General features: G+C 67.7%; 19 protein-coding genes and 1 riboswitch. Of the genes, 12 read left to right on the forward strand and 7 right to left on the reverse strand.

Features of this window, described 5'->3' with window-relative positions; all coding sequences use genetic code 11:
• Positions 1-212: 212 nt before the first annotated feature.
• The 3 genes from ABDW61_RS02000 to ABDW61_RS02010 all read right to left on the reverse strand — a co-directional run bounded on the left by ABDW61_RS02000 (position 213) and on the right by ABDW61_RS02010 (position 4,112).
• Positions 213-2,531: an AAA family ATPase gene (locus tag ABDW61_RS02000; RefSeq protein ID WP_343635682.1), complete on the reverse strand. Its 2,319-nt coding sequence runs from the start codon at positions 2,529-2,531 to the stop codon at positions 213-215.
• A gap of 145 nt (positions 2,532-2,676) precedes the next feature.
• Complete coding sequence (locus ABDW61_RS02005; RefSeq protein ID WP_343635684.1) at positions 2,677-2,982, reverse strand: DUF3567 domain-containing protein; 306 nt, start codon at positions 2,980-2,982, stop codon at positions 2,677-2,679.
• Positions 2,983-3,200: 218 nt separating this feature from the next.
• Positions 3,201-4,112 (reverse strand): hypothetical protein, encoded by a 912-nt coding sequence (locus ABDW61_RS02010; protein ID WP_343635686.1) that lies wholly within the window; start codon positions 4,110-4,112, stop codon positions 3,201-3,203.
• 43 nt (positions 4,113-4,155) lie between these two features.
• Between ABDW61_RS02010 and ABDW61_RS02015 the strand changes: the two genes are divergently transcribed.
• Genes ABDW61_RS02015 through ABDW61_RS02025 form a run of 3 tightly spaced genes read left to right on the forward strand, consistent with a single transcriptional unit; the run spans position 4,156 to position 6,917 of the window.
• The gene (locus tag ABDW61_RS02015; protein WP_343635688.1) at positions 4,156-5,142 is read left to right on the forward strand and encodes a fumarylacetoacetate hydrolase family protein; all 987 of its coding nucleotides are present in this window, start codon (positions 4,156-4,158) and stop codon (positions 5,140-5,142) included.
• Positions 5,123-5,800, forward strand: coding sequence for a DUF4197 domain-containing protein (locus ABDW61_RS02020; RefSeq protein WP_343635690.1), 678 nt, complete (start codon positions 5,123-5,125; stop codon positions 5,798-5,800). The genes ABDW61_RS02015 and ABDW61_RS02020 overlap by 20 nt, the downstream gene beginning before the upstream one ends.
• Before the next feature lie 40 nt (positions 5,801-5,840).
• The gene (locus ABDW61_RS02025; protein WP_343635692.1) at positions 5,841-6,917 is read left to right on the forward strand and encodes a homocysteine S-methyltransferase family protein; all 1,077 of its coding nucleotides are present in this window, start codon (positions 5,841-5,843) and stop codon (positions 6,915-6,917) included.
• A gap of 65 nt (positions 6,918-6,982) precedes the next feature.
• Here ABDW61_RS02025 and ABDW61_RS02030 read toward each other — a convergent pair whose 3' ends face one another.
• Positions 6,983-8,188, reverse strand: a complete 1,206-nt coding sequence (locus ABDW61_RS02030) for a phosphohydrolase (protein WP_343635694.1) — start codon at positions 8,186-8,188, stop codon at positions 6,983-6,985.
• Between the two features lie 154 nt (positions 8,189-8,342).
• A riboswitch (S-adenosyl-L-homocysteine riboswitch) is annotated at positions 8,343-8,445 on the forward strand.
• Between the two features lie 69 nt (positions 8,446-8,514).
• Here ABDW61_RS02030 and metH point away from each other — a divergent pair.
• The 6 genes from metH to ABDW61_RS02060 all read left to right on the forward strand — a co-directional run bounded on the left by metH (position 8,515) and on the right by ABDW61_RS02060 (position 14,797).
• Positions 8,515-11,274 (forward strand): methionine synthase, encoded by a 2,760-nt coding sequence (gene metH, locus ABDW61_RS02035; RefSeq protein WP_343635696.1) that lies wholly within the window; start codon positions 8,515-8,517, stop codon positions 11,272-11,274.
• Between the two features lie 175 nt (positions 11,275-11,449).
• Complete coding sequence (locus tag ABDW61_RS02040) at positions 11,450-12,106, forward strand: glycine zipper 2TM domain-containing protein (protein WP_343635698.1); 657 nt, start codon at positions 11,450-11,452, stop codon at positions 12,104-12,106.
• Between the two features lie 130 nt (positions 12,107-12,236).
• Positions 12,237-12,422 carry a hypothetical protein gene (locus ABDW61_RS02045; protein WP_343635700.1) on the forward strand — a complete coding sequence of 62 codons (186 nt, stop codon included), beginning with the start codon at positions 12,237-12,239 and terminating at the stop codon, positions 12,420-12,422.
• A 9-nt stretch (positions 12,423-12,431) separates the two neighbouring features.
• Complete coding sequence (locus tag ABDW61_RS02050) at positions 12,432-13,586, forward strand: hypothetical protein (RefSeq protein WP_343635702.1); 1,155 nt, start codon at positions 12,432-12,434, stop codon at positions 13,584-13,586.
• A gap of 19 nt (positions 13,587-13,605) precedes the next feature.
• Entirely contained in the window at positions 13,606-14,364 is a 759-nt protein-coding gene (locus tag ABDW61_RS02055; RefSeq protein ID WP_343635704.1) for a Fic family protein, read from the forward strand.
• 34 nt (positions 14,365-14,398) lie between these two features.
• Complete coding sequence (locus ABDW61_RS02060; protein WP_343635705.1) at positions 14,399-14,797, forward strand: lysozyme inhibitor LprI family protein; 399 nt, start codon at positions 14,399-14,401, stop codon at positions 14,795-14,797.
• A gap of 16 nt (positions 14,798-14,813) precedes the next feature.
• Here ABDW61_RS02060 and ABDW61_RS02065 read toward each other — a convergent pair whose 3' ends face one another.
• From ABDW61_RS02065 to ABDW61_RS02075, 3 genes are read right to left on the reverse strand one after another with little or no spacing between them, the layout of a single operon-like run.
• On the reverse strand, positions 14,814-16,331 hold the full coding sequence (locus ABDW61_RS02065; RefSeq protein ID WP_343635706.1) for a YifB family Mg chelatase-like AAA ATPase: 1,518 nt from the start codon (positions 16,329-16,331) through the stop codon (positions 14,814-14,816).
• A gap of 22 nt (positions 16,332-16,353) precedes the next feature.
• Positions 16,354-16,893, reverse strand: a complete 540-nt coding sequence (locus ABDW61_RS02070) for a hypothetical protein (protein WP_343635707.1) — start codon at positions 16,891-16,893, stop codon at positions 16,354-16,356.
• Positions 16,894-16,929: 36 nt separating this feature from the next.
• The gene (locus ABDW61_RS02075) at positions 16,930-17,448 is read right to left on the reverse strand and encodes an ImmA/IrrE family metallo-endopeptidase (RefSeq protein ID WP_343635709.1); all 519 of its coding nucleotides are present in this window, start codon (positions 17,446-17,448) and stop codon (positions 16,930-16,932) included.
• Positions 17,449-17,735: 287 nt separating this feature from the next.
• Here ABDW61_RS02075 and ABDW61_RS02080 point away from each other — a divergent pair, with 287 nt between their 5' ends.
• From ABDW61_RS02080 to amt, 3 genes are all read left to right on the forward strand, one after another.
• On the forward strand, positions 17,736-18,461 hold the full coding sequence (locus ABDW61_RS02080) for a TorF family putative porin (RefSeq protein WP_343635711.1): 726 nt from the start codon (positions 17,736-17,738) through the stop codon (positions 18,459-18,461).
• Positions 18,462-18,472: 11 nt separating this feature from the next.
• Positions 18,473-18,811, forward strand: coding sequence for a P-II family nitrogen regulator (gene glnK / locus ABDW61_RS02085; RefSeq protein ID WP_343635713.1), 339 nt, complete (start codon positions 18,473-18,475; stop codon positions 18,809-18,811).
• A 104-nt stretch (positions 18,812-18,915) separates the two neighbouring features.
• Positions 18,916-20,448, forward strand: coding sequence for an ammonium transporter (gene amt / locus ABDW61_RS02090; RefSeq protein ID WP_343635715.1), 1,533 nt, complete (start codon positions 18,916-18,918; stop codon positions 20,446-20,448).
• Positions 20,449-20,509 lie beyond the last annotated feature (61 nt).

Here is a 20,509-nt window from a genome sequence, read left to right on the forward strand (position 1 = left end):
CAGCGTCAACTTTGCCGGCAAGAACTCCCTCGCCCCCCGCGAGGGGGGAGAGGGCAGGGGAGAGGGGGTGCTTCGAAGGGCAGCAGCGCTGGGGCACGAGGCCCCTCTCCCCTTCCCTCTCCCCCTGCGGGGGCGAGGGGGTCTACTGCGCTGCTCGGCTCTTCCTACTCCCCGCTGGGACGAGGGGGTAAGACGGGGCGAGCGCTGCGGGGTCAGGCCTCGCCGGCGCGGAAGCCCATCGGCCGGCGCTGCCGGACCTCCGGCTTCACCCGATGTTCAGCCTCGAGCAGCGTCATGAACTCGTCCGGCGACAGGGCCTCGCCCAGGATCTCGGCCTGCTGCCGCACCGCGGCGAAGTCGCCCAGCGTCAACTGGTCCAACAGGCCCAGCCGGTCCGCGTGTCCAGCCGAGGGCGGCGTGCCGAGCTCGCGCTCGAACATCGCCAGCCGCTGGTCCGGCCGCAGCGGCTTGAAGCGGATCTTGAAGCCGAACCGGCGCAACGCCGCCTCGTCGAGGTCGTCGAACGCGTTGGTCGTGCAGATGAACAGCCCGGCGAAGCGCTCCATGCCCGCCAGCATCTCGTTGACCTCGCTCACCTCGTAATGCCGCTCCGCCATGCGGCGGCTGCGCAGGAAGCTGTCGGCCTCGTCGAGCAGCAGCACCGCGCCCTCGGCGGCGGCGGCCTCGAACATGCGTGCCATGTGCTGCTCGGTCTCGCCGACGTACTTGGACATCAGGTCACTGGCCAGCCGCACCATCAGCGGCCGTTGCAGCTCCGACGCGATGTGCTCGGCCAGCGCGGTCTTGCCGCTGCCCGGCGGCCCGTGGAAGCACAGCGTGCCCATGCCGCGGCGTCGCAGCGCCTCGATCAGCCGGGGCAGCGGGAAGCGGCATTCGCAATGGATCAGGTCCAGCGAGTAGCGCGGCGCCATCGGGCGCGCCTTCGGCGCCGCGTCGCCCTGACCGAGCGCCTTGTCGGCATGCAGCAACTGCCGGCTGACGAGGCGTTCGTTCTCGGCGGCATCGGGCGCGGCGCCATCCGGTGACCGCGCCGCGGCCAGACGCGCGAATCGCACCGCGGTGCGCACCTGCGCCGGCGTGAGGCCGCGGCGTTCGGACAGCCGCTCGGCGAAACCCTCCGGCACCGCCAGTTCCTCCAGCGCCTTGCGCACCAGGCCCAGCCGCGCGCCGGGCGGCGGCGAGGTCAGCTCGAGGTGGTACTGGAAGCGCCGCCGGAAGGCCGGATCGATGTGCTCGATGCGGTTGGTGATCCACAGCACGGGGACCGGATTGCTCTCCAGGATCTGGTTGACCCACGCCTTGCCGTTGACCGCCATCGGCGCCGGCATCTCGAGCGCCGCGTCCAGCCGCGCCATCAGGTGCGCGGCGTCGCCGCTCAGGTGCGGGAAGACGTCCTCGACTTCGTCGAACAGCAGCGCCACGTCGCGGCTCGCCTTCAGGAAGACCTGGCTGATCTGCAGCGAGCGGTAGCGGTCCCGGCCGCTCAGCGCGTTGCCGTCGCGATCGGCGTATTCGACCTCGTAGAGCGTCAGGCCGGCCTCGCGCGCGGCGACCTTGGCCAGCTCCGTCTTGCCGGTGCCGGGCGGGCCATAGACCAGCACGTTGACGCCGTGCTGCCCCTGCGCGACCGCATTGCGCAGCAGCGTCGCGAGGATGCCCAGGTCCTCGGCGATGAAGTCGAAATCGGCCCGCTGCAACGGGCTCGGCGCCACCGGGCGCGTGAACACCGCCATCAGATCCTGCGGGCCGTCGTAGGCGCGCATCAGCACCGGCGGGAGCTGCTCGCTGACCTTCATCAGGTCGGACAGGTCGGTGATGTTGTGCTCGGCGATCAGGTTCTCGATCATGCCCACGCGCTCCAGCCGCGAGCCCGCGCGCAGCGCCTCGGCGATCTCGTGCGCATCGACGCCGGCCACTTCCGCGATCGCGGCGAAGGCCTCCTGCGCGGTGTTCACCTTGAACTCGACCAGCGCGCCGCGCAGCTCGCGCTGGTAGCGCGCCAGCGTGCCGTAGAGCAGCAGCGCGCGCTCCGCCGCATTGAGCTGCAGCAGGCGGCCCAGCACGTCGATGTTCTGCTCGACCAGCGTGGACTGGCTCTGCAGCTGGCGCTCGAGCGCCTCGCAGGTGCAGGACAGCAGCGCCAGCAGGTCCTTGGGCGCGTCCTTGATGTATTCGTCGAGGTAGAAGAACAGCGTGGCCTCGGCGAACGGACCGCGCCAGACGCCGTGGCGGGCGAGGAAGGCAGTGTCGCCGAGCCGTTCATGCCCGGCCCACAGCGCGTGCCCCTGGCAGCGCCGCGCGAGATAGGCGCGCAGCCGCGCCAGCACGGCGGGAGGCCAGACGAGGTGGCGGGCAGTGAGGGCCAGCAGGCCGCTGAGGTCGCGGCGCGGATTGAAGCGGTTGGCGTGGCGGACCGTCAGCGTCAGCACGAAGTGCGAGCACATGCGATCCAGCACCGGGCTCTCGGACAGCCCCGGGGACAGCAGCGGTGCGGGCGCGCGCTTGGCCATGGGTCGATCGGATGCGGGCTCCGGGCGAGCGGTGACGACATGGCCCCGGACCCGGGCGCCGCCTGCCGCGCGGTCCAGGGCGGTGCGCGGCCGCACGATCTTGGCGCAGCGGCAGGCTCAGGACAAGCCCCGAGCCTCGCCGGGCTCAATGCATGATGACGGGTTGTTGTCCCAGGTTCGCGTATTGCGCGATGAAGGCGTCGAGGTCATCGACGTCGGGACCTTGCTCGATCAGCGCCTCGACGCCTTCCTGGAAGGTCTGGGCGAGCGCGCCCTCGATGAAGATTTCCTTGCGGGTGAACTTGTCGACGATCTCGAAGCCATCGCGCTGCAGCGCGGGCAGGTGGACGCGATCGGCCTGGGCGGCATGCGCGGCATCGCCGGGGGACAGGTCGACCGGCACATCGAACTGGACGACGATGTAGCTCGGTGAGTCGTAGAGCATGTGCATGAAGGACTCCTTTGCTGAGGAGTTATGGCCTGACGCGATGGATTCAAGCCCATCGCTCCCAACCAGGCCATGACCCCATGGTGGCAGAACTTGCCGGACCGGGTGCGCGAGGGCCCATGCATTTGTGGTGCCAAGCGCACAGGGTTTCACGGATTCACGAATCGTCACGCGCGCGCACACTGCCGTCACCGATCCGGCACGCGCGCGGGACCTTGCCGTCATTCCAGCAAGCGGAGCGCCCACTGCTCGTCGTCGTCCAGGCTGAAACGCAGTTCAACCGGCAGGAATCCGCGCTGGCCGTCCAGCCAGGCCGACCACTGCAGGGCCGCCTGGCCCGCCCCGCGAGACCAGTCCCGCCGCAGCAGCCAACGGTCGCCATCGCGCGCGATCACCTCGAAATCCCAGTCGTGCACGCCGGCCGGACCGGCGACCGGTATGCGCAGCCGCAGTCCGGGATGAGGCGCGGGCTCGGCCGCCATCATCGCGGCGAGCTGCAGCCACCACGACAGCCGGTCCTGCGTGCCCGCCGGCATCGCCACGGCACGGCCGCCTACGAGCAGACGCGGCGGTCCGGCATCGCGGTCGAAGATCAGCAGCTCCCGTTCGCGGCCCCGCCGCGTCACGCGATGCCGATCTGGCTGCAAGCCTTGCGCGCCGGCGCGGCCTTCGCTGTGCCAGACGGGGAGTTCGCGATCACCGGCGCGGCGCTCCAGGCTCAGTTCATAGCGGCCGTCCTCGATGCGGAAACTCAGCGCGGCTTGGCCCGCTTGACCGTCGATGACGAACGCGTAGGCGAGGGCGCCTTCACCGCGCAGCGGCAGCGCGAGCAGCGCGGGCACGGGCCGGGCCTCGGGCGGGGACGTGGGGGGAGGCCGGGACAGGGCGTCGTCGAGGGCGACGGCGCCGGACCGGGGCTCGCGCGCGGGGCGCGTGTCCGGCTTCGATCCGCGCGGCTTTGGCGCGGGCTCGGCGACAGGCGGGGGCGGTGCCTCGGCCAGGCGCGCGAGCACCGCCGGCGCCTGCACCGCGCGCGGTGCCGGGCGGGGCAGGAGCGCTCCCAAGGCGGCCGCGTGCAGCGCCAGCGCGCCGGCCAGCGCCAGCGAGAGCGCGGCCCGGTCCTGAGGCGACAATGCCGCCACCGCTCGCCCGACGAATGACTGTCCGATCACAACAATGAAACTCGCTACCTACCGCGACGGGTCCCGCGACGGCCAACTGGTGGTCGTGTCGCGCGACCTGAGCCAGGCATGCTATGCCAACGGCATCGCGACGCGCCTGCAGCAGGTGCTCGACGACTGGAACTTCATGGCGCCGCAGCTGGAGGCGCTGTCGCAGCAGCTCAACCAGGGGCGCGCCCGGCACGCATTCGCCTTCGATCCGAAGCAATGCGCGGCGCCGTTGCCGCGGCTGGCCGGCTGGATCGCCGGCGAGGCCTACCCCGACCACGGCAAGGCCCTGCGCGAGCGCGGCCTGGCCTGGCCGGAGCGCCTGAGCGCGCCGCTGCTGCGCGCCGGTGGCGCGGAGGCGCTGCTCGGCCCCACCGAGCCGCTGGACCTGCGCGCGCCCGGCCTCGAGCCGGAGGCGCAGCTCGCCGTGCTGACCGGCGACCTGGCGCAGGGCGCGGTGCCGTCGCAGGCGCTGGAATCGGTCCGCCTGCTGATGCTGGTGAGCGACTGGGTGCTGCGGCCCGTGCAGCAGGAGGAACTCGCCCAGGGCTGGCCCGCGCTGCACAGCCGGCCCGCGCTGCAGTTCGCGCCGGTGGCGCTGACCCCGGACGAATTGCCCGGTGCCTGGTACCTGGGCCGCGCGGCGCTGCAGCTGCAGTTCATGCGCAATGGGCGCAAGCAGGCGGTGGTCGACGCCAAGACCGGCATGCAATGGTCCTTCGGCGACCTGCTCGCCGAGGCGGCCCGCAACCGGCCGCTGCGCGCCGGGACGCTCGTTGGCGCGGGATCGCCCCTGATCGGCAAGGCGATCGTGCTCGAGGCCGGTGACAGTCTGCGCATCGAGTTCAAGCTCGGCGACGGCCCGGGCCCCTTCGGCGCCATCGACATGGACCTCGCGGAATCAGCTGGCTCTGCCGAGGATGCCGAACCTGTTGAAGATGCCGCCGCGGCGGCCCCCCATGAAGGAGACCTCGATGAACCTGCTTCGACGTGAGCTGATCGCGCTGCTGGGCGCGGGCTGCGCCTCGCCCTGGGCGATGGCCTTCAGCCTGAGCGAAGGCGATGCCGCCTCGGGCGTGCGCGCGGCGCTGGAGCGCGGCGCCCAGGCGGCGCTGACCAACCTTGGACGCACCGATGGCTTCCTCGGCAATCCGCAGGTGCGCATCGAGCTGCCCGGCGCGCTGAAGGACGCCGCGCGGCTGCTGCGCAGCACCGGCCAGGGCCGGCGCATCGACGAGCTGGTGACCTCGATGAACCGCGCCGCCGAGCAGGCGATGCCCGAAGCCCGCCAGTTGCTGGTCAGCACCGTGCGCAACATCAGCGTCGAGGACGCGGTGCGCGTCGTGCGCGGCGGCGACAACGCGGTGACGCAGTTCTTCGAGGAAAAGACCCGCGAGCCGCTGACGCTGAAGTTCCTGCCGATCGTGACCCGGGCGACCGAGCGCCAGTCGCTCAGCGAGAAGTACAACGCCGTGGCCGGCAAGGCGATGGGCTTCGGCCTGATCCGCAAGGAGGACGCCAACCTGCAGTCCTACGTCACCGGCAAGGCGCTGGACGGGCTCTATTTCATGATCGGCCAGGAGGAGAAGAAGATCCGCCAGGATCCGGTCGGCACCGGCAGCGCGATCCTGAAGAAGGTCTTTGGCGGATGAGAAGGCTGGGGCTGATCGCGACTTTTTACAATCGCTCCCCATGAACGCCCCGACTTCCGTCCGTCCCGCCATCGCCTACACCCGCGGCGCCGCCTTGCCCGGCATCCTGGCGCAACGCATCGCCGTGCTGGATGGCGCGATGGGCACGATGATCCAGCGCTACAAGCTGACCGAGGCCGACTTCCGCGGCACCCGCTTCGCCGATCACCCCAAGGACCTGAAGGGCAACAACGACCTGCTGGTGCTGACCAAGCCCGAGGTCATCGGCGAAATCCACCGGCAGTACCTGGAAGCCGGTGCCGACATCATCGAGACCAACACCTTCGGCACGACCACCGTCGCGCAGGAGGACTACGGCCTGGAGGCCTACGCCTACGAGATGAACGTCGCGGCCGCGCGGCTGGCCCGCCAGGCCTGCGACGCCTTCAGCACGCCGGACAAGCCGCGCTTCGCGGCGGGCGCGCTCGGCCCGACGCCGCGCACCGCCTCGATCAGCCCCGACGTCAACGACCCCGGCGCCCGCAACATCGATTTCGACACGCTGCGCGCGGCCTACTACGAGCAGGCCAAGGCGATGCTGGAGGGCGGCGTCGACCTGTTCCTGATCGAGACCATCTTCGACACGCTGAACGCCAAGGCGGCGATCTTCGCCGTCGACGAGCTGATGGAGGACACCGGCGAGCGCCTGCCGGTGATCATCTCGGGCACGGTGACCGACGCGTCGGGCCGCATCCTGTCGGGCCAGACGGTGACGGCGTTCTGGCACTCGGTGCGGCATGCGCGGCCGCTGGCGATCGGCCTGAACTGCGCGCTGGGCGCGGCGCTGATGCGGCCCTACATCGAGGAACTCTCGAAGGCGGCCGACGACACCCCGATCTCCTGCTACCCCAACGCCGGCCTGCCCAACCCGATGAGCGAGACCGGCTTCGACGAGACGCCGGACGTGACCGGCCGGCTGGTGGGCGAGTTCGCCGCGGCCGGCTTCCTGAACATCGCCGGCGGCTGCTGCGGCACGACGCCGGATCACATCCGCGCGATCGCGCAGAAGGTCTCGGGTTACCGGCCGCGCCGCTGGGGCAACCGGCTGTTCAGCGACCTGATCACTGAAGACGCCTGACCCCTCCCACTCCCTCGCCCGCGGGCGGGAGCGGGCAGGAGGGTCAGCGGCCGGGGCAGTTCGGCTCAATAGAGCTTGAGCATCGCGTCCATGTGGATGCGCAGGCGGATCTCGTGCGGCGCGAGGCTGGCCGTGATGGCCTGAGCCGGCAACCGCGTGTCGCGCAGCACCGGCACCGTCAGCGGCGTGCCGCTGCGGCCCACCAGCGCCGCCACCAGCGGCTCGTTGGCGCTGTGGCCGCGCTTGAGCACCATGCCCTGCTCGCCGCTCGCCAGCTGCGCCAGCGAGCCCGGCGGATAAAGGCCGACTGCCTTGATCAGCGCGACCCCCGCCTCGTCGGGTTGCTGGCGTTCATCGAGATAGACGGCCCGCGCCGCCTGGCCGGCGGACAGCGCCCGGCGGCTGCGCCGCGGGCTCAGCCGCGCGCCGTAGACGTCGATACGGCGCAGCAGACGCGCCATCAGTTCGCCGTCGGAGCGTCCCGCGAGCGGCCCCGGGCCGGCGTCGTGATGCAGGCGCACGGCGGCGAGCCAGCCCTCATCGTCGACGCCGATCTCGCGCAGCGTCGCCGCCGCCCGGTCGCCGTGCCCGGCCAGGGCCTCGCGCTGCGCCGGGCCCAGCGCCTGGGGCCGCAGCGCGTGCTGGTCCTGCTCGGCACCGCTGTCCAGGTTCATCGTCAGCGCCGCGAGCCCCAGCGTGCGCCGCCGGCTTTCGCTCCAGCCGAGCTGGCGCGTCGTCATCTCCGCCAGCACCAGCGACAGCAGCGCGTGGCGCGCGCTGTAGTGCAGCGGCTCCTGGGCGGCGTCATGGACCAGCACCGCCAGCGCCGCGTCGGGCTGCTGCGTCAAGCGCGCCAGCACCGTGTCCAGCAACTGCGTCAGGCGCAGCAGGAAGTCGGGCCGCCGCGGATCGCGCAGCACCTGTTGCGCATGCCATTGCAGATCGGCCCAGACGGCCGCGTGCGCGGGGCCCGCCTGCGACGGCAGGGGCATCGGGCGGGTGGGCTTGTAGTCGGCCTTGGCGCCGGCCAGCGCCGACAGCGGCGCGCCCTGCAGCATCATCGTGTCGAGCTTGTGGGCCAGCGCCCGCTGGTACTCGCGCGTCTCGTGCGCCTGCACCCAGGGGCCGCGCGCGAGCAGCTCACGCACCTGCGGCGTATCGGGCAGCGGATGCCCGGAGGCGAACAGCAGATGTCCCGCCGCGTCGCGCAGCGAGAACGTCAGCACCTGTCCCACGCGCAGGCTGTGTGGAGGAAGTTGGACCAGGTCCACGCCGTCTTCCCGTTCGTTGTCGTTTGGGCGCGAGCATAGGCGCGCGCGTCGCGCGGCCGGGCAATGCGGCACGAACAAAGCCGGGCCCAACCGGTAGAATGCACGCCGTTTCCGCCCTCGACAATGCCGCGTTCGCGGCGTCGACGGGGCGAAGGTTTCCGAGGAGCGTTGCGACAGGTCCCGTCATCCGGGTGCCCGCCAGGCTCGGAACGGCGCGCCAGATCCCGCGGCGCGCCCAACAACGGCGCTCACCGTCCCGCTTGCCGCGGGGTTGCGGTGAGTTGCGCGGCCCCGTCTCTCGTTTCCGATTCGAAGAGTTCGCCGCCATGTCCGCCACCCCTTCAGACGACGTCTCCGCCCCTTCCGCGCCGGCCGTGCCGCCGATGAAGCTTTCCGGCCTGGAGCCGGTGAACATCGGCGCCGGCACGCTGTTCGTCAACGTCGGCGAGCGCACCAACGTCACCGGCTCGAAGGCCTTCGCGCGGATGATCCTGAATGGCGATTTCGAACAGGCGCTGAGCGTCGCCCGCCAGCAGGTCGAGAACGGCGCCCAGGTCATCGACATCAACATGGACGAGGCCATGCTGGACAGCAAGGCTGCGATGGTGCGCTTCCTCAACCTGATCGCCTCCGAGCCCGAGATCGCGCGCGTGCCGATCATGATCGACTCGTCCAAGTGGGAGGTGATCGAGGCCGGGCTCAAGTGCATCCAGGGCAAGGGCATCGTCAACTCGATCTCGCTGAAGGAGGGCGAGGCCGAGTTCCGGCGCCAGGCCAAGCTGATCCGCCGCTACGGCGCCGCGGCGGTGGTGATGGCCTTCGACGAGACCGGCCAGGCCGACACCTACCAGCGCAAGATCGAGATCTGCGAGCGCGCCTACCGGCTGCTGGTCGATGAGATCGGCTTCCCGCCCGAGGACATCATCTTCGACCCCAACATCTTCGCGATCGCCACCGGCATCGAGGAGCACAACAACTACGCGGTCGACTTCATCGAGGCCACGCGCTGGATCAAGGCCAACCTGCCCGGCGCCAAGGTCAGCGGCGGCGTGTCCAACGTGTCCTTCAGCTTCCGCGGCAACGAGCCGGTGCGCGAGGCCATCCACACGGTCTTCCTGTACCACGCGATCCAGGCCGGCATGGACATGGGCATCGTCAACGCCGGCATGGTCGGCGTCTATGACGAGATCCCCGCCGACTTGCGCGAGCGTGTCGAGGACGTGGTGCTGAACCGCCGCGAGGACTCGACCGAGCGGCTGCTCGAGGTGGCCGAGTCGGTCAAGGGTGCGGCCAAGGACGACAGCGCCAAGCTGGCCTGGCGCGCGGGCGACGTCGACGCGCGGCTGTCGCATGCGCTGATCCATGGCATCACCGATTTCATCGTCGAGGACACCGAGGAAGCCTGGCAGGGCATCCGCGCCAAGGGCGGCCGGCCGCTGCACGTGATCGAGGGCCCGCTGATGGCTGGCATGAACGTGGTCGGCGATCTGTTCGGCGCGGGCAAGATGTTCCTGCCGCAGGTGGTCAAGAGCGCGCGGGTGATGAAGTCCGCGGTGGCCCACCTGGTGCCCTACATCGAGGAGGAGAAGCGCCAGCTCGCTGCCGCTGGTGCTGACGTCCGGTCCAAGGGCAAGATCGTCATCGCCACGGTGAAGGGCGATGTGCACGACATCGGCAAGAACATCGTCACCGTGGTCCTGCAGTGCAACAACTTCGAGGTCGTGAACATGGGCGTGATGGTCCCGTGCCAGGACATCCTCGCCAAGGCCAAGGTCGAAGGCGCCGACATCATCGGGCTCTCCGGCCTGATCACGCCGAGTCTGGAGGAGATGCAGCACGTCGCCTCGGAGATGCAGCGCGACGACTACTTCCGCGTGAAGAAGATTCCGCTGCTGATCGGCGGCGCCACGACCAGCCGCGTGCACACGGCGGTCAAGATCTCGCCGCATTATGAAGGGCCGGTGGTCTACGTGCCCGACGCGTCGCGCTCGGTGGGCGTGTGCTCGGACCTGCTGTCCGACGAACGCGCCACGCGCTTCATCGACGAGCTGAAGTCGGATTACGAGCAGGTCCGCCAGCTCCACGCCAACAAGAAGCAGACGCCGCTGGTGACGCTGGCGCAGGCGCGCCAGAACAAGGCGCGCGCCGATTTCACGACCTACACCCCGCCGGTGCCGCGCTTCATCGGCCGGCGCCAGTTCCGCAACTACGACCTGGCCGAACTGGCCCAGTGCATCGACTGGGGCCCGTTCTTCCAGACCTGGGACCTGGCGGGGCCGTTCCCGGCCATCCTCAAGGACGAGATCGTCGGCACCGAGGCGCAGCGCGTCTTCAGCGACGGCAAGCGCATGCTGCAGCGGCTGATCGAAGGCCGCTGGCTGACCGCCAACGGTGTGATGGGGCTGTTCCCCGCCGCGCAGGTCAATGACGACGACATCGAGATCTACAGCGACGAATCGCGCTCCGAGGTGCTGATGACCTGGCGCGGGCTGCGCATGCAGTCGGAGCGTCCGGTGGTGGACGGCGTGCGCCGCCCCAACCGGGCGCTGGCCGATTACATCGCCGCCAAGGGCACGGTGCCGGACTACATCGGGCTGTTCGCGGTCACCGCGGGCCTGGGCGTGGAGAAGAAGGAGCAGCAGTTCATCGCCGACCTGGACGACTACTCCGCGATCATGCTGAAGGCGCTGGCCGACCGCCTGGCGGAGGCCTTCGCCGAGCGCCTGCACCAGCGGGTGCGCCAGGAGTTCTGGGGCTATGCGCAGGACGAGGCGCTCAGCAACGAGCAGCTCATCGCCGAGGCCTACCGCGGCATCCGTCCGGCACCGGGCTATCCGGCCTGTCCGGACCATCTGGTCAAGCGCGATCTCTTCCGCGTGCTGCAAGCGCAGGACATCGGCATGGCGCTGACCGAGGGCATGGCGATGACGCCGGCGGCCAGCGTCAGCGGCTTCTACTTCTCGCATCCGGAGGCGTCGTACTTCAACGTCGGCCGCATCGGCGACGACCAGGTCGCCGACTGGGCGGCGCGCATGGCGCTCGATCAGACGGAGGCGCAGCGGGCGCTGGCCCCGCTGCTGGGCTGACGGCGCTTTTGGAAGTGAGGCCGCGGCGCAACGAAAAGCGCGCGACGCGGCCTTGTCCTACAGGGTTTGTTTCAGCCCTTTACAAACGGAACAGGAACGGTGAAGCCGCCACTTGTAACAGCGTGGCATTCTTCGTTCATCCCTCGGAGTAGGGGTAAACCATAAGAGGTGAATCATGGCGTTGAGTACCAATCACAAGATCGCGGCGGGTGCCGTTGGGGCGGCCGTGCTGGTCGTGGCGGCTTTCTTCGCGGGGCGGCATCAGTCCGCGCCGTCGATGCCCGAGGGCCCGGTCGCTGCGGTGAATGACCCGCAGCAATCCGCGGACGAGGCCCGCGCGGCACGCCGCTCCGCCGAGGACTCGATGTCCCGCTCGTCGCAGGAGCGCCGGGCGAATGACTCGCACCGTGCTTCGCAGCAGCCGGCGCGTGACAGTGGCTCGAGCGGCTACGCGGAGAACAACGGCCAGGCTGGCTCGGCGCAAGCGGACTCGCGCCTGTGCGCCTCGTGTGCGACGGTGCTGTCGGTCCGGACAGAGGCCCGTGAAGGGCAGGGCACCGGCATCGGCGTGGTGGGCGGCGCGGTGGTGGGCGGTCTGCTGGGCAGCGCGATCGGTGGCGGCACCGGCAAGAAGATCGCCACGGTGGGTGGCGCGGTCGCCGGCGGTTATGCCGGCAACGAGATCGAAAAGCGCCAGCGCAGCACCACCGTGTGGGTGGTGAAGATGCGCAATGCGGACCAGACCAACCGCACGATGACCTTCAGCCACGACCCGGGCGTGCAGAACGGCGACATCGTCCGCGTGAGCGACGGTCAGCTGATTCGCCAGTAATCGAGCCGCGCGGACCGGGCGGTTCGCGCGAATCCAATGAAAAAGCGCCGGCTTTGACCGGCGCTTTTTCATTGGTGCTTGCGCATGGCCAAAAGAAAAAAACTGGGCGCGGTGCGATCAGCGCGCAAGCATGGAGCCGATCGAGGCCAGGCCTCGGCTCAGCATCTTTCTGCCCAAGAGGCTGGCGCACAACCAGGAACTGGATCCAATTTTCCTGGATCACGTCAGGTCGATCCTGGCCGACCAGAACGCCACGCCGGGTCTGCCCTTGGTCTGCCAGGTATCGCGCATTTCTGCCGAGTTGCGACACATCTGAGAAGCGGACATGGGTGACTTGATTGCTGATGCGCACGCGCATCAGGCACTGCGCTACCGCTCCCCGTCGGAGGCGCATATCGCGTCCCTTGAATCAAGGATTCTTGTCGCCTCCGACATTCCGGCAGCAATTGACGCCGTCCATTCTTTAGGCGCCGTGTGCTGGTTGGATCAGTTCACAGAAATACCGGAAGAAATTGCGGTGGCGGCCGCTGGTTACTTTGGCGTCAGCCGGGATTCTGTACGGATCATCGGATCAGCGCAGTTTGGCTTTTCACTCCTCAACTTGAGAACATTTTGTCCGGGCACGTCCGATCTTGACCTTGCGATCATTGATCGAAACCTGGCGGAGCGGATGAGAGAAGAGCTTGGTGCCTCGTGTCCCGAGGACACATACTGCATTCGACCGGACAAAATCGGTACGAGCGATCTGGCCCGGCGTTGGATGGCGTTCTTCCATGGGTTGCAAGCGGATCACGGTCAATGGTTCTCAAGCGTGACGGCCACGATATATCCGGACTGGCATTCCTTCCGCATCCAGCAGTTGGAGGCGTATTACGCATTCATTGGCATCAGGGAAATAAATCGTCAGCTTCCGTTCTCGCAACTGGACCAGCGCCGTGCCACTTCTGCGTTTGAGGCTGATCGGGCGACGCTCGCGGACTTGGGGCGATTTTCCACCAGGATCGATGAGTGCCATACCGCCAATGCATCGCCGCATGTCGTGGACGGGCGGCGGTTGCGCTCGATGTTCCATGAACACGGCCGCCGCCGGCACTTGGTGAACATGCTGGCGCACGCGCTGGAGATGTTTCCGCCTAGTATTAAGGTGCATCACCTTCTCATCGGAGGAAGTGTGCTGAATTTGAATGTCCGTGATCCACAAGATCTGGATTGCTTGCTGTATTACTCTGTTGGCACGACTGGCGCGGGAAAGGAATCCAGCGCAGCTGCCGCGAGCATGCTGAGGGCTGCGAGATGGATCTTGAAGGCCGCGAAAATTGATGCCCGCTTTGTTCCTGTCGACGCTGGCGCACTGATGATTGCCCGCATGACGTCGTTCATGACGTCGCTGTATTGCGCATCCAGATCAGGTTGCCCGACCAATGTCGGCACTTTGCTTGTCGATCTCAGCGCGATGGAGAAGGGGTTTGTCGAATCCTAGACGACCGGTGCCATGGGACGTGTGGCCAAGCTATCCATCGGAACTGAAAACAAAAGTCGAACGCTCGCTCTGGTCACTGCGAAATAGCTTTGAATGCGGACGAGCCGACGACCCCGGAAAAATTTCTGAAGACGGTCAACATTTCCTTGAGCATTGTTCAAGGGATCTTCGTCATCAGCTGTCGGATGTATTGGTCAGCACTTTTGGGTGGCCCACAACTCCAACAAGAAGTTCCTCTACGGAGCTGGGTAGCCTACGCAGGTGGGAGGTCGACTCTGCAGATTCATTCGTCGATCTCAGCGACTTGGCGCGGCTCAACGAAATTGTCGTTGGGCACCGCGTTGTATGGAGATCCCGTCACACGTTCATCGCCGGCAGTAAAGGGTCTGTCACCCGATTGTCGGATCTCGATGTTGCGCTATCGATGTTCAAGCAACTCTCCATGAGAACGTGGCCGGACGGCACCCTCGAGGGATTTGTCGCGGCGGTGATCGAATTCGTCTGCGTCAATAGCTATCACCCGTTCGCGGACGGAAATGGGCGGTGTTCAAGAATTTTGTTCAACGCTCGCATGAGGGCGCTCGGGTTACCCGAGAATACGTATATCCCCCTGAAGGAAATGTTCTGGGCGTCTTTCGGTGGCTATGAGATTCGCCTTCGGCAGGTCGAACTGCACGGTGATTGGTTGCCAATGTTGTCGTACTTTTCCGACGTGATTTCTATTTGCGCCAAGCATCCGCACAGTGTTTGCGAGGGCGGCCATTTCCTTTGCTCTTGACTATTGCATCAGTATATTTTTTGAAAGGAACACCATGAAGCTCCTGTCGGTCGTCGGATCCACATTGCTGGCTGTTGTTGGCCAAACCGTTTTCGCTGCGCCTCAAGCGGCTTGCGTTGATTCGAAGAATACCCCTGAGCTCAATGCGTGCTTGGCCGATGAGGTGGCCGCCCAGAGCAAGCGTGTGGATAGTTTGTACGAGTCAAAACTGAAGCGCATCCAGGGCTTTGATGCGACACGAACGGTGGACCGTTCGGCGCCGCTACTCGTGGAATCTCAGAATCGTTGGCGTTCTTTTGTCAGCGCTGATTGCGCAGCGCAGGCAAGCTTGTATTCGCCGGGAACTGGCGTCCCGATGTTTGAATCTCGCTGCTTGTTGAAGGCATATGCCGATCGCATCGAAACGCTGAGCAAGAATTACTTCTCTGATTGAATCAGGCAAGGCTTCCTCAATCCTCGCGGCCCGGCAGGGCTCGGCGCCACTGGATCGCCTCGCCGACGTGCAGCGCGGAGACCGCATCGCTGCCCGCAAGGTCCGCGACCGTCCGCGCGATGCGCAGCACGCGATGGAAGCTGCGCGCCGACCAGGCGAGCCGCGCCGAGGCGCGATGCAGGATCGCCTCGGCCTCGGGCGAGAGCGCGAGGTGCTCGTCGAGCCGCGCCGCCGCGAGGTGGGCGTTCGGGCAGCCTTGGCGTGCGATGGCGCGCTCCCGCGCCTGGGCGACGCGCGCCGCCACGGCCGCGCTGGTCTCGCCATCCGGCGCGGCAGAAAGGATGGCAGGCGCCAGTACCGGGACTTCGACGGTCAGGTCGATGCGGTCCAGCAGCGGACCCGACAAGCGGTTCTGGTAGCGCGTGACTTGATCCGGTGAGCATCGACAAGCCTTCTGCGGATTGCCGAGATGGCCGCAAGGACAGGGATTCATCGCCGCGATGAGCTGAAAGCGCGCAGGGAACTCGGCTTGATGCGCGGAACGCGAGATGTGGACGCGTCCCGTCTCCAGCGGTTCGCGCAAGGCCTCCAGCGACATGCGCGGGAACTCGGGGAGTTCATCGAGGAAGAGCACCCCGTGCTGCGCGAGCGTGATCTCGCCGGGACGCGGGGGAGAGCCACCGCCGATCAAGGCCGCGGCCGAGGCGCTGTGGTGCGGCGCCCGGAACGAGCGGCGCGCCCACAGCGAGGGACGGAACTGGCCGTTGGCGCTGAGCAAGGCCGCCGACTCGAGGGCCTCGCTCTCCGACAAGGGCGGGAGCAGCGTGGGCAACCGCTGCGCGAGCATCGACTTGCCGGTGCCCGGCGGGCCGACCAGCAGCACGCTCAAGCCGCCCGCGGCCGCGATCTCCAGGGCCCGTTTCGGTCCCGTCTGGCCCTTGATGTCGCGAAGATCGAGGGGCGTGTCGCCCGGCGGTGGTGGCGTGCGCGACACGCGGGGCAACGGGGCGTCGCTGCGAGGCTGCAGTGCGTTCACCAGGTCCAGCAGATGCGCGGCCTCGCGGACGACGAGGCCCTGCACCAAGGCCGCCTCGTCAGCGCAGCCGCGCGGCAGGATGAGCTCGCGGTCTAGCTTCGCTGCCCGCAACGCCAGGGCCATCGCCAGCGCGCCCTTGACCGGTCGCAACTCGCCCGACAGACCAAGCTCGCCAGCGCATTCGATGTTCGCGAGCATCGCGTCGTCGATCTGGCCGCTCGCGGCCAGCAATCCGAGCGCGATCGGCAGGTCGAAGCGCGCGCCTTCCTTCGGCAGGTCCGCGGGCGAGAGGTTCACGGTGATGCGTTTGTTCGCGGGGAACTCGAGACCGCTGCTATGCAGCGCGGCGCGCACGCGTTCCCGCGACTCCTTCACCTCCAGGTCGGCGAGCCCGACCAGCGTGAAGCTCGGCAGGCCGTTGGCCAGGTGTACCTCGACATCGACCGCTGCAGCGGACAGGCCATCGAGCGCGCGGCTGTGGATGATGGACAGGGACATCGCCACGGTGATGACCGCGCATTCAGCGTTTGGGTAGACCCTTGAGGGCGGTGGAGAACGCCTCGGTCAGGGCTTTCAACATCTCGATGCCAGGGAGGCTCGCGCCATTGGCTGGCTCAGCTTTCGCGGGAGCGGGCTGCTTGTCGGTGTTCACCGTCATCGCGAAGGTCGCCCGGATCAGTCCGATGGCAAGTACCACGGCGCCGACCAGCAACACCGAGATAACGGCGACAACCGCGTGAGGCCATGCTGGCGAGTGGGACGTCGTAGAGAGGTCGCCCGGAACGCTGTTCTGCTGATCGAGCGCTGCGCGTTGAGGGTGCGGTGAATCCCGCGGCTGCACGTGGGCGCCATCGACGAACGCGATGGTGACAGCAAGCAGACCTGTTGCGATGACAGAGAGCACCAACGCCGCGAGGCATAGGGACACCGCGCGAAAGCAGAGGCGCGCGCGGGAGTCGATGGCGTCTTGCCGGATCGAGGCTTCATCGGATGGGTCGGTATGCCTCAGCTCGGCGACGGGCTGAGCGGGGATGGATGCGGCAGATTGCGGATCCGACATGGGCGGGCTCCGGAGCATTGGGAAGTTGGAGGCAGTTCATGGGCGACGGCCCATCATCTGGCAATAGCGAAAGACCACCAGACCCTTTGGAACCCAGAGGGTCTCGACGATCTGCTCCAGGTTTCTCATCCATCCGCTGGACACGCACCAGCGCAGCGTCTCGGTCGGCACCAGCAGACTCGCGGCAAACAAGTTGGCGGCTTGGTCCCTGGGATCTGGCGCTTCGTTGGCGAACGAGTTCCAGGCTTCGAGCGGCGGGTCTGGATGCCTCAGAACGATGTGGCCAAGCCCGTGCGCTACCGCGAAGCGCTGGCGATGGTCGATGTCCTGCAGGTCAATGACGATCCTCAGTCGGCCGTCCGGCCCCGCATAAACGGATTGGCGATCCGCCTCGGTGAGGGCATAGACATCGATGCCCATGCGCTGCGCGATCTTCTCCGGCCGGACCGGCATGGCGCCATCGCCATACCTGGCCACCACCCACTCCGCCGCATCCTCCGGCCGCATGTGGGACAGATCGACCGGCCACGCGATCGGCTGCTCATTCCCCTGCATTCGCCTGCCCTCCGCACTCGTTCGGTTCAACAGGTCGGCAGTGTCCCCAGTGACCCATTTCACGCCTAGCACCCTGTTGGGGCGTTTCGAGGGTTCACCCCTCCCCCGGCCACGCATGCTTTTGGTGCGTCCTGATGCTTGACGGGGCAGGGTCACTCCCCATTTCTGGGGCCGTGAGCCGGTTTGGGGCTCTTTCCGGGGCTGATGTGCGCTTGGCACAAAAGCTGCAAAGCCCGTCCGGAAGCAGTCGTTCCGGATCGTCCCCTCAAATTCAGGAGCCCTCGCGCATGAAGCCCTTCGCCGCCCTCCGCGCCGCCGCCATCGTCGGCCTCGCCGCCGCCGCTGCCCTCCCGGCGCTCGCGGAAGAGACCAATCCGCTGTCCTTCAACCTCAGCGTCACCTCCGACTACCGCTATCGCGGCATCTCGCAGACGCGCCTCAAGCCCGCGCTGCAGGGCGGCGTCGACTACGCCCACTCGAGCGGCTTCTACATCGGCGCCTGGGCCTCGACGATCAAGTGGATCAAGGACAGCGGCGGCGACGCCGACGTCGAGATCGACACCTACGCCGGCTACAAGACCGAGGTCGGCGGCGGCTTCACCGTCGACGTGGGCTTCCTGCGCTACAACTATCCGAGCAACAAGCTGCCTGTCAGCGCCAACACCAACGAGCTCTACGGCGCCGTCTCCTATGGCCCCGCCACGCTGAAGTACTCGCACAGCGTCAGCAACCTGTTCGGCTTCGCCGACTCGAAGAACAGCGGCTACCTCGACCTGAGCGCCACCTTCGACGTCGGCGGCGGCTTCTCGCTGACCCCGCACGTCGGCCATCAGAAGGTCAAGAACAACAGCGCGGCCAGCTACACGGATTACTCGCTCACGGCGAACAAGGACTTCGAAGGCTTCACCTTCGGCCTCGGAGTCGTCGCCACCAGCACCGACGCCTACATCGGCGGCAAGGGCAAGGACCTGGGCAAGACCGGCGTGGTCCTGTCGGTCAAGAAGGTCTTCTGAGGAGCATCCGCATGAAACTGATCACCGCCGTCATCAAGCCCTTCAAGCTGGACGAGGTCCGCGAGGCGCTCAGCGCCATCGGCGTCCAGGGGCTGACCGTCACCGAGGTCAAGGGCTTCGGGCGCCAGAAGGGCCACACCGAGCTCTACCGCGGCGCTGAGTACGTCGTCGACTTCCTGCCCAAGGTGAAGATCGAAGCCGCCGTCGCCGACGGCGTCGTCGAGCAGGTCATCGAAGCCATCGAGGGCGCCGCCCGCACCGGCAAGATCGGCGACGGCAAGATCTTTGTCTCGCCGCTGGACCAGGTCATCCGCATCCGCACCGGCGAGACCGGCCAGGACGCGCTCTGACCCCGGCCTGGCCGGCGCCTGACGGCGCTCCCCCGATCCCGCCGCGGCCACCGAGGGAGGCCGCTCCCGCCGATCCCCAAGATCCAACGAAGAGAGTCCCGATCATGAAGAAACTACTCGCCTGCCTGGCCCTGGCCGCGGCGGCCTTCGCCGGCGCGGTCCCTGCCGCCATGGCGCAGGACGCCGCCTCCGCGCCCGTGGCCGCCGCCAGCGACACGGCGGCTCCCGCTGCCGCCCCGGCGGTCCCGGCCCCCGCGCCGGCCGCCTCGGCCCCTGCCGAGGCCGCCTCCGCCGCCGCGCCGGTCCCCAACAAGGGCGACGTCAGCTGGATGCTGGTCTCCACCCTGCTGGTGATCCTGATGACCGTCCCCGGCCTGGCGCTGTTCTACGGCGGCCTGGTCCGTAGCAAGAACATGCTGTCGGTGCTGATGCAGGTGATGGTGACCTTCTCGCTGATCCTGGTGCTGTGGGCCCTGTACGGCTACAGCCTGGCGTTCACCGAAGGCAACAAGTTCATCGGCGGCTTCGACCGGCTGTTCATGAAGGGCATCTGGGACAACGCCGCCGGCACCTTCGCCAACGCGGCGACCTTCAGCAAGGGCGTGGTGATTCCGGAGATCGTCTTCGCGGCGTTCCAGGCGACCTTCGCCGGCATCACCTGCTGCCTGATCGTCGGTGCCTTCGCCGAGCGCATCAAGTTCAGCGCGGTGCTGCTGTTCATGGTCATCTGGTTCACCTTCAGCTACGCGCCGATGGCCCACATGGTCTGGTTCTGGATGGGCCCGGATGCCTACACCTCGACGGCCGTCGTGGACGAGATGAACAGCAAGGCCGGCCTGATCTGGCAATGGGGCGCGCTGGACTTCGCCGGCGGCACCGTGGTGCACATCAACGCCGCTGTCGCGGGTCTGGTGGGCGCCTTCATGGTGGGCAAGCGCATCGGCTACGGCAAGGAGGCCTTCACGCCGCACAGCCTGACGCTGACGATGGTCGGCTCCGCGCTGCTGTGGGTGGGCTGGTTCGGCTTCAACGCCGGCTCGGCGCTGGAAGCCAACGGCTTCGCCGCGCTGGCCTTCATCAACACGCTGTTCGCGACGGCCGCCGCGGTGCTGGCCTGGTGCGTGGGCGAGGCGCTGCTCAAGGGCAAGGCCTCGATGCTGGGCGCCGCCTCGGGCGCGGTGGCCGGTCTGGTCGCGATCACCCCGGCCGCTGGCAACGTCGGCATCGGCGGTGGCCTGGTGATCGGCCTGATCGCCGGCTTCGCCTGCCTGTGGGGCGTGTCGGGCCTGAAGAAGCTGCTGGGCGCGGACGACTCGCTGGACGTCTTCGGCGTGCACGGCGTGGGCGGCATCGTCGGCGCGCTGCTGACGGGTGTCTTCAACGCGCCGGGCCTGGGCGGCCCGTCGGCGGTCGGCGACTGGGTGACCGCGTCGATGATCACGGCGGATGCCTACTCGATCGCCTCTCAGGTCCTGACGCAGGGCAAGGCCGTGCTGCTGACCATCGTGTGGTCGGGCGTGGTCTCGGTGATCGGCTTCAAGGTCGTGGACCTGGTCATCGGCCTGCGCGTCACCGAAGAGGAAGAGCGCGAAGGCCTGGACATCTCGGCCCACGGCGAGACCGCGTATCACAAGTAAATCGAACGCTCCTGCAAGCGCTGAGGCCGCCCTTCGGGGCGGCCTTTTTTCTGGGCTGCCC

The sequence above is a fragment of the Roseateles sp. genome, assembly GCF_039595595.1.
Lineage (GTDB): Bacteria > Pseudomonadota > Gammaproteobacteria > Burkholderiales > Burkholderiaceae_C > Roseateles.

Coding starts and splice junctions, on each gene's coding strand:
- ABDW61_RS02015 (WP_343635688.1), top strand. CDS start 4,156: ATGAAACTCGCTACCTACCGCGACGGGTCCCGCGACGGCCAACTGGTG.
- ABDW61_RS02005 (WP_343635684.1), bottom strand. CDS start 2,982: ATGCACATGCTCTACGACTCACCGAGCTACATCGTCGTCCAGTTCGAT.
- ABDW61_RS02050 (WP_343635702.1), top strand. CDS start 12,432: ATGGGTGACTTGATTGCTGATGCGCACGCGCATCAGGCACTGCGCTAC.
- ABDW61_RS02045 (WP_343635700.1), top strand. CDS start 12,237: ATGGAGCCGATCGAGGCCAGGCCTCGGCTCAGCATCTTTCTGCCCAAG.
- ABDW61_RS02025 (WP_343635692.1), top strand. CDS start 5,841: ATGAACGCCCCGACTTCCGTCCGTCCCGCCATCGCCTACACCCGCGGC.
- ABDW61_RS02040 (WP_343635698.1), top strand. CDS start 11,450: ATGGCGTTGAGTACCAATCACAAGATCGCGGCGGGTGCCGTTGGGGCG.
- ABDW61_RS02065 (WP_343635706.1), bottom strand. CDS start 16,331: ATGTCCCTGTCCATCATCCACAGCCGCGCGCTCGATGGCCTGTCCGCT.
- ABDW61_RS02000 (WP_343635682.1), bottom strand. CDS start 2,531: ATGGCCAAGCGCGCGCCCGCACCGCTGCTGTCCCCGGGGCTGTCCGAG.
- ABDW61_RS02070 (WP_343635707.1), bottom strand. CDS start 16,893: ATGTCGGATCCGCAATCTGCCGCATCCATCCCCGCTCAGCCCGTCGCC.
- ABDW61_RS02020 (WP_343635690.1), top strand. CDS start 5,123: ATGAACCTGCTTCGACGTGAGCTGATCGCGCTGCTGGGCGCGGGCTGC.
- ABDW61_RS02075 (WP_343635709.1), bottom strand. CDS start 17,448: ATGCAGGGGAATGAGCAGCCGATCGCGTGGCCGGTCGATCTGTCCCAC.
- ABDW61_RS02080 (WP_343635711.1), top strand. CDS start 17,736: ATGAAGCCCTTCGCCGCCCTCCGCGCCGCCGCCATCGTCGGCCTCGCC.
- glnK (WP_343635713.1), top strand. CDS start 18,473: ATGAAACTGATCACCGCCGTCATCAAGCCCTTCAAGCTGGACGAGGTC.
- metH (WP_343635696.1), top strand. CDS start 8,515: ATGTCCGCCACCCCTTCAGACGACGTCTCCGCCCCTTCCGCGCCGGCC.
- ABDW61_RS02060 (WP_343635705.1), top strand. CDS start 14,399: ATGAAGCTCCTGTCGGTCGTCGGATCCACATTGCTGGCTGTTGTTGGC.
- amt (WP_343635715.1), top strand. CDS start 18,916: ATGAAGAAACTACTCGCCTGCCTGGCCCTGGCCGCGGCGGCCTTCGCC.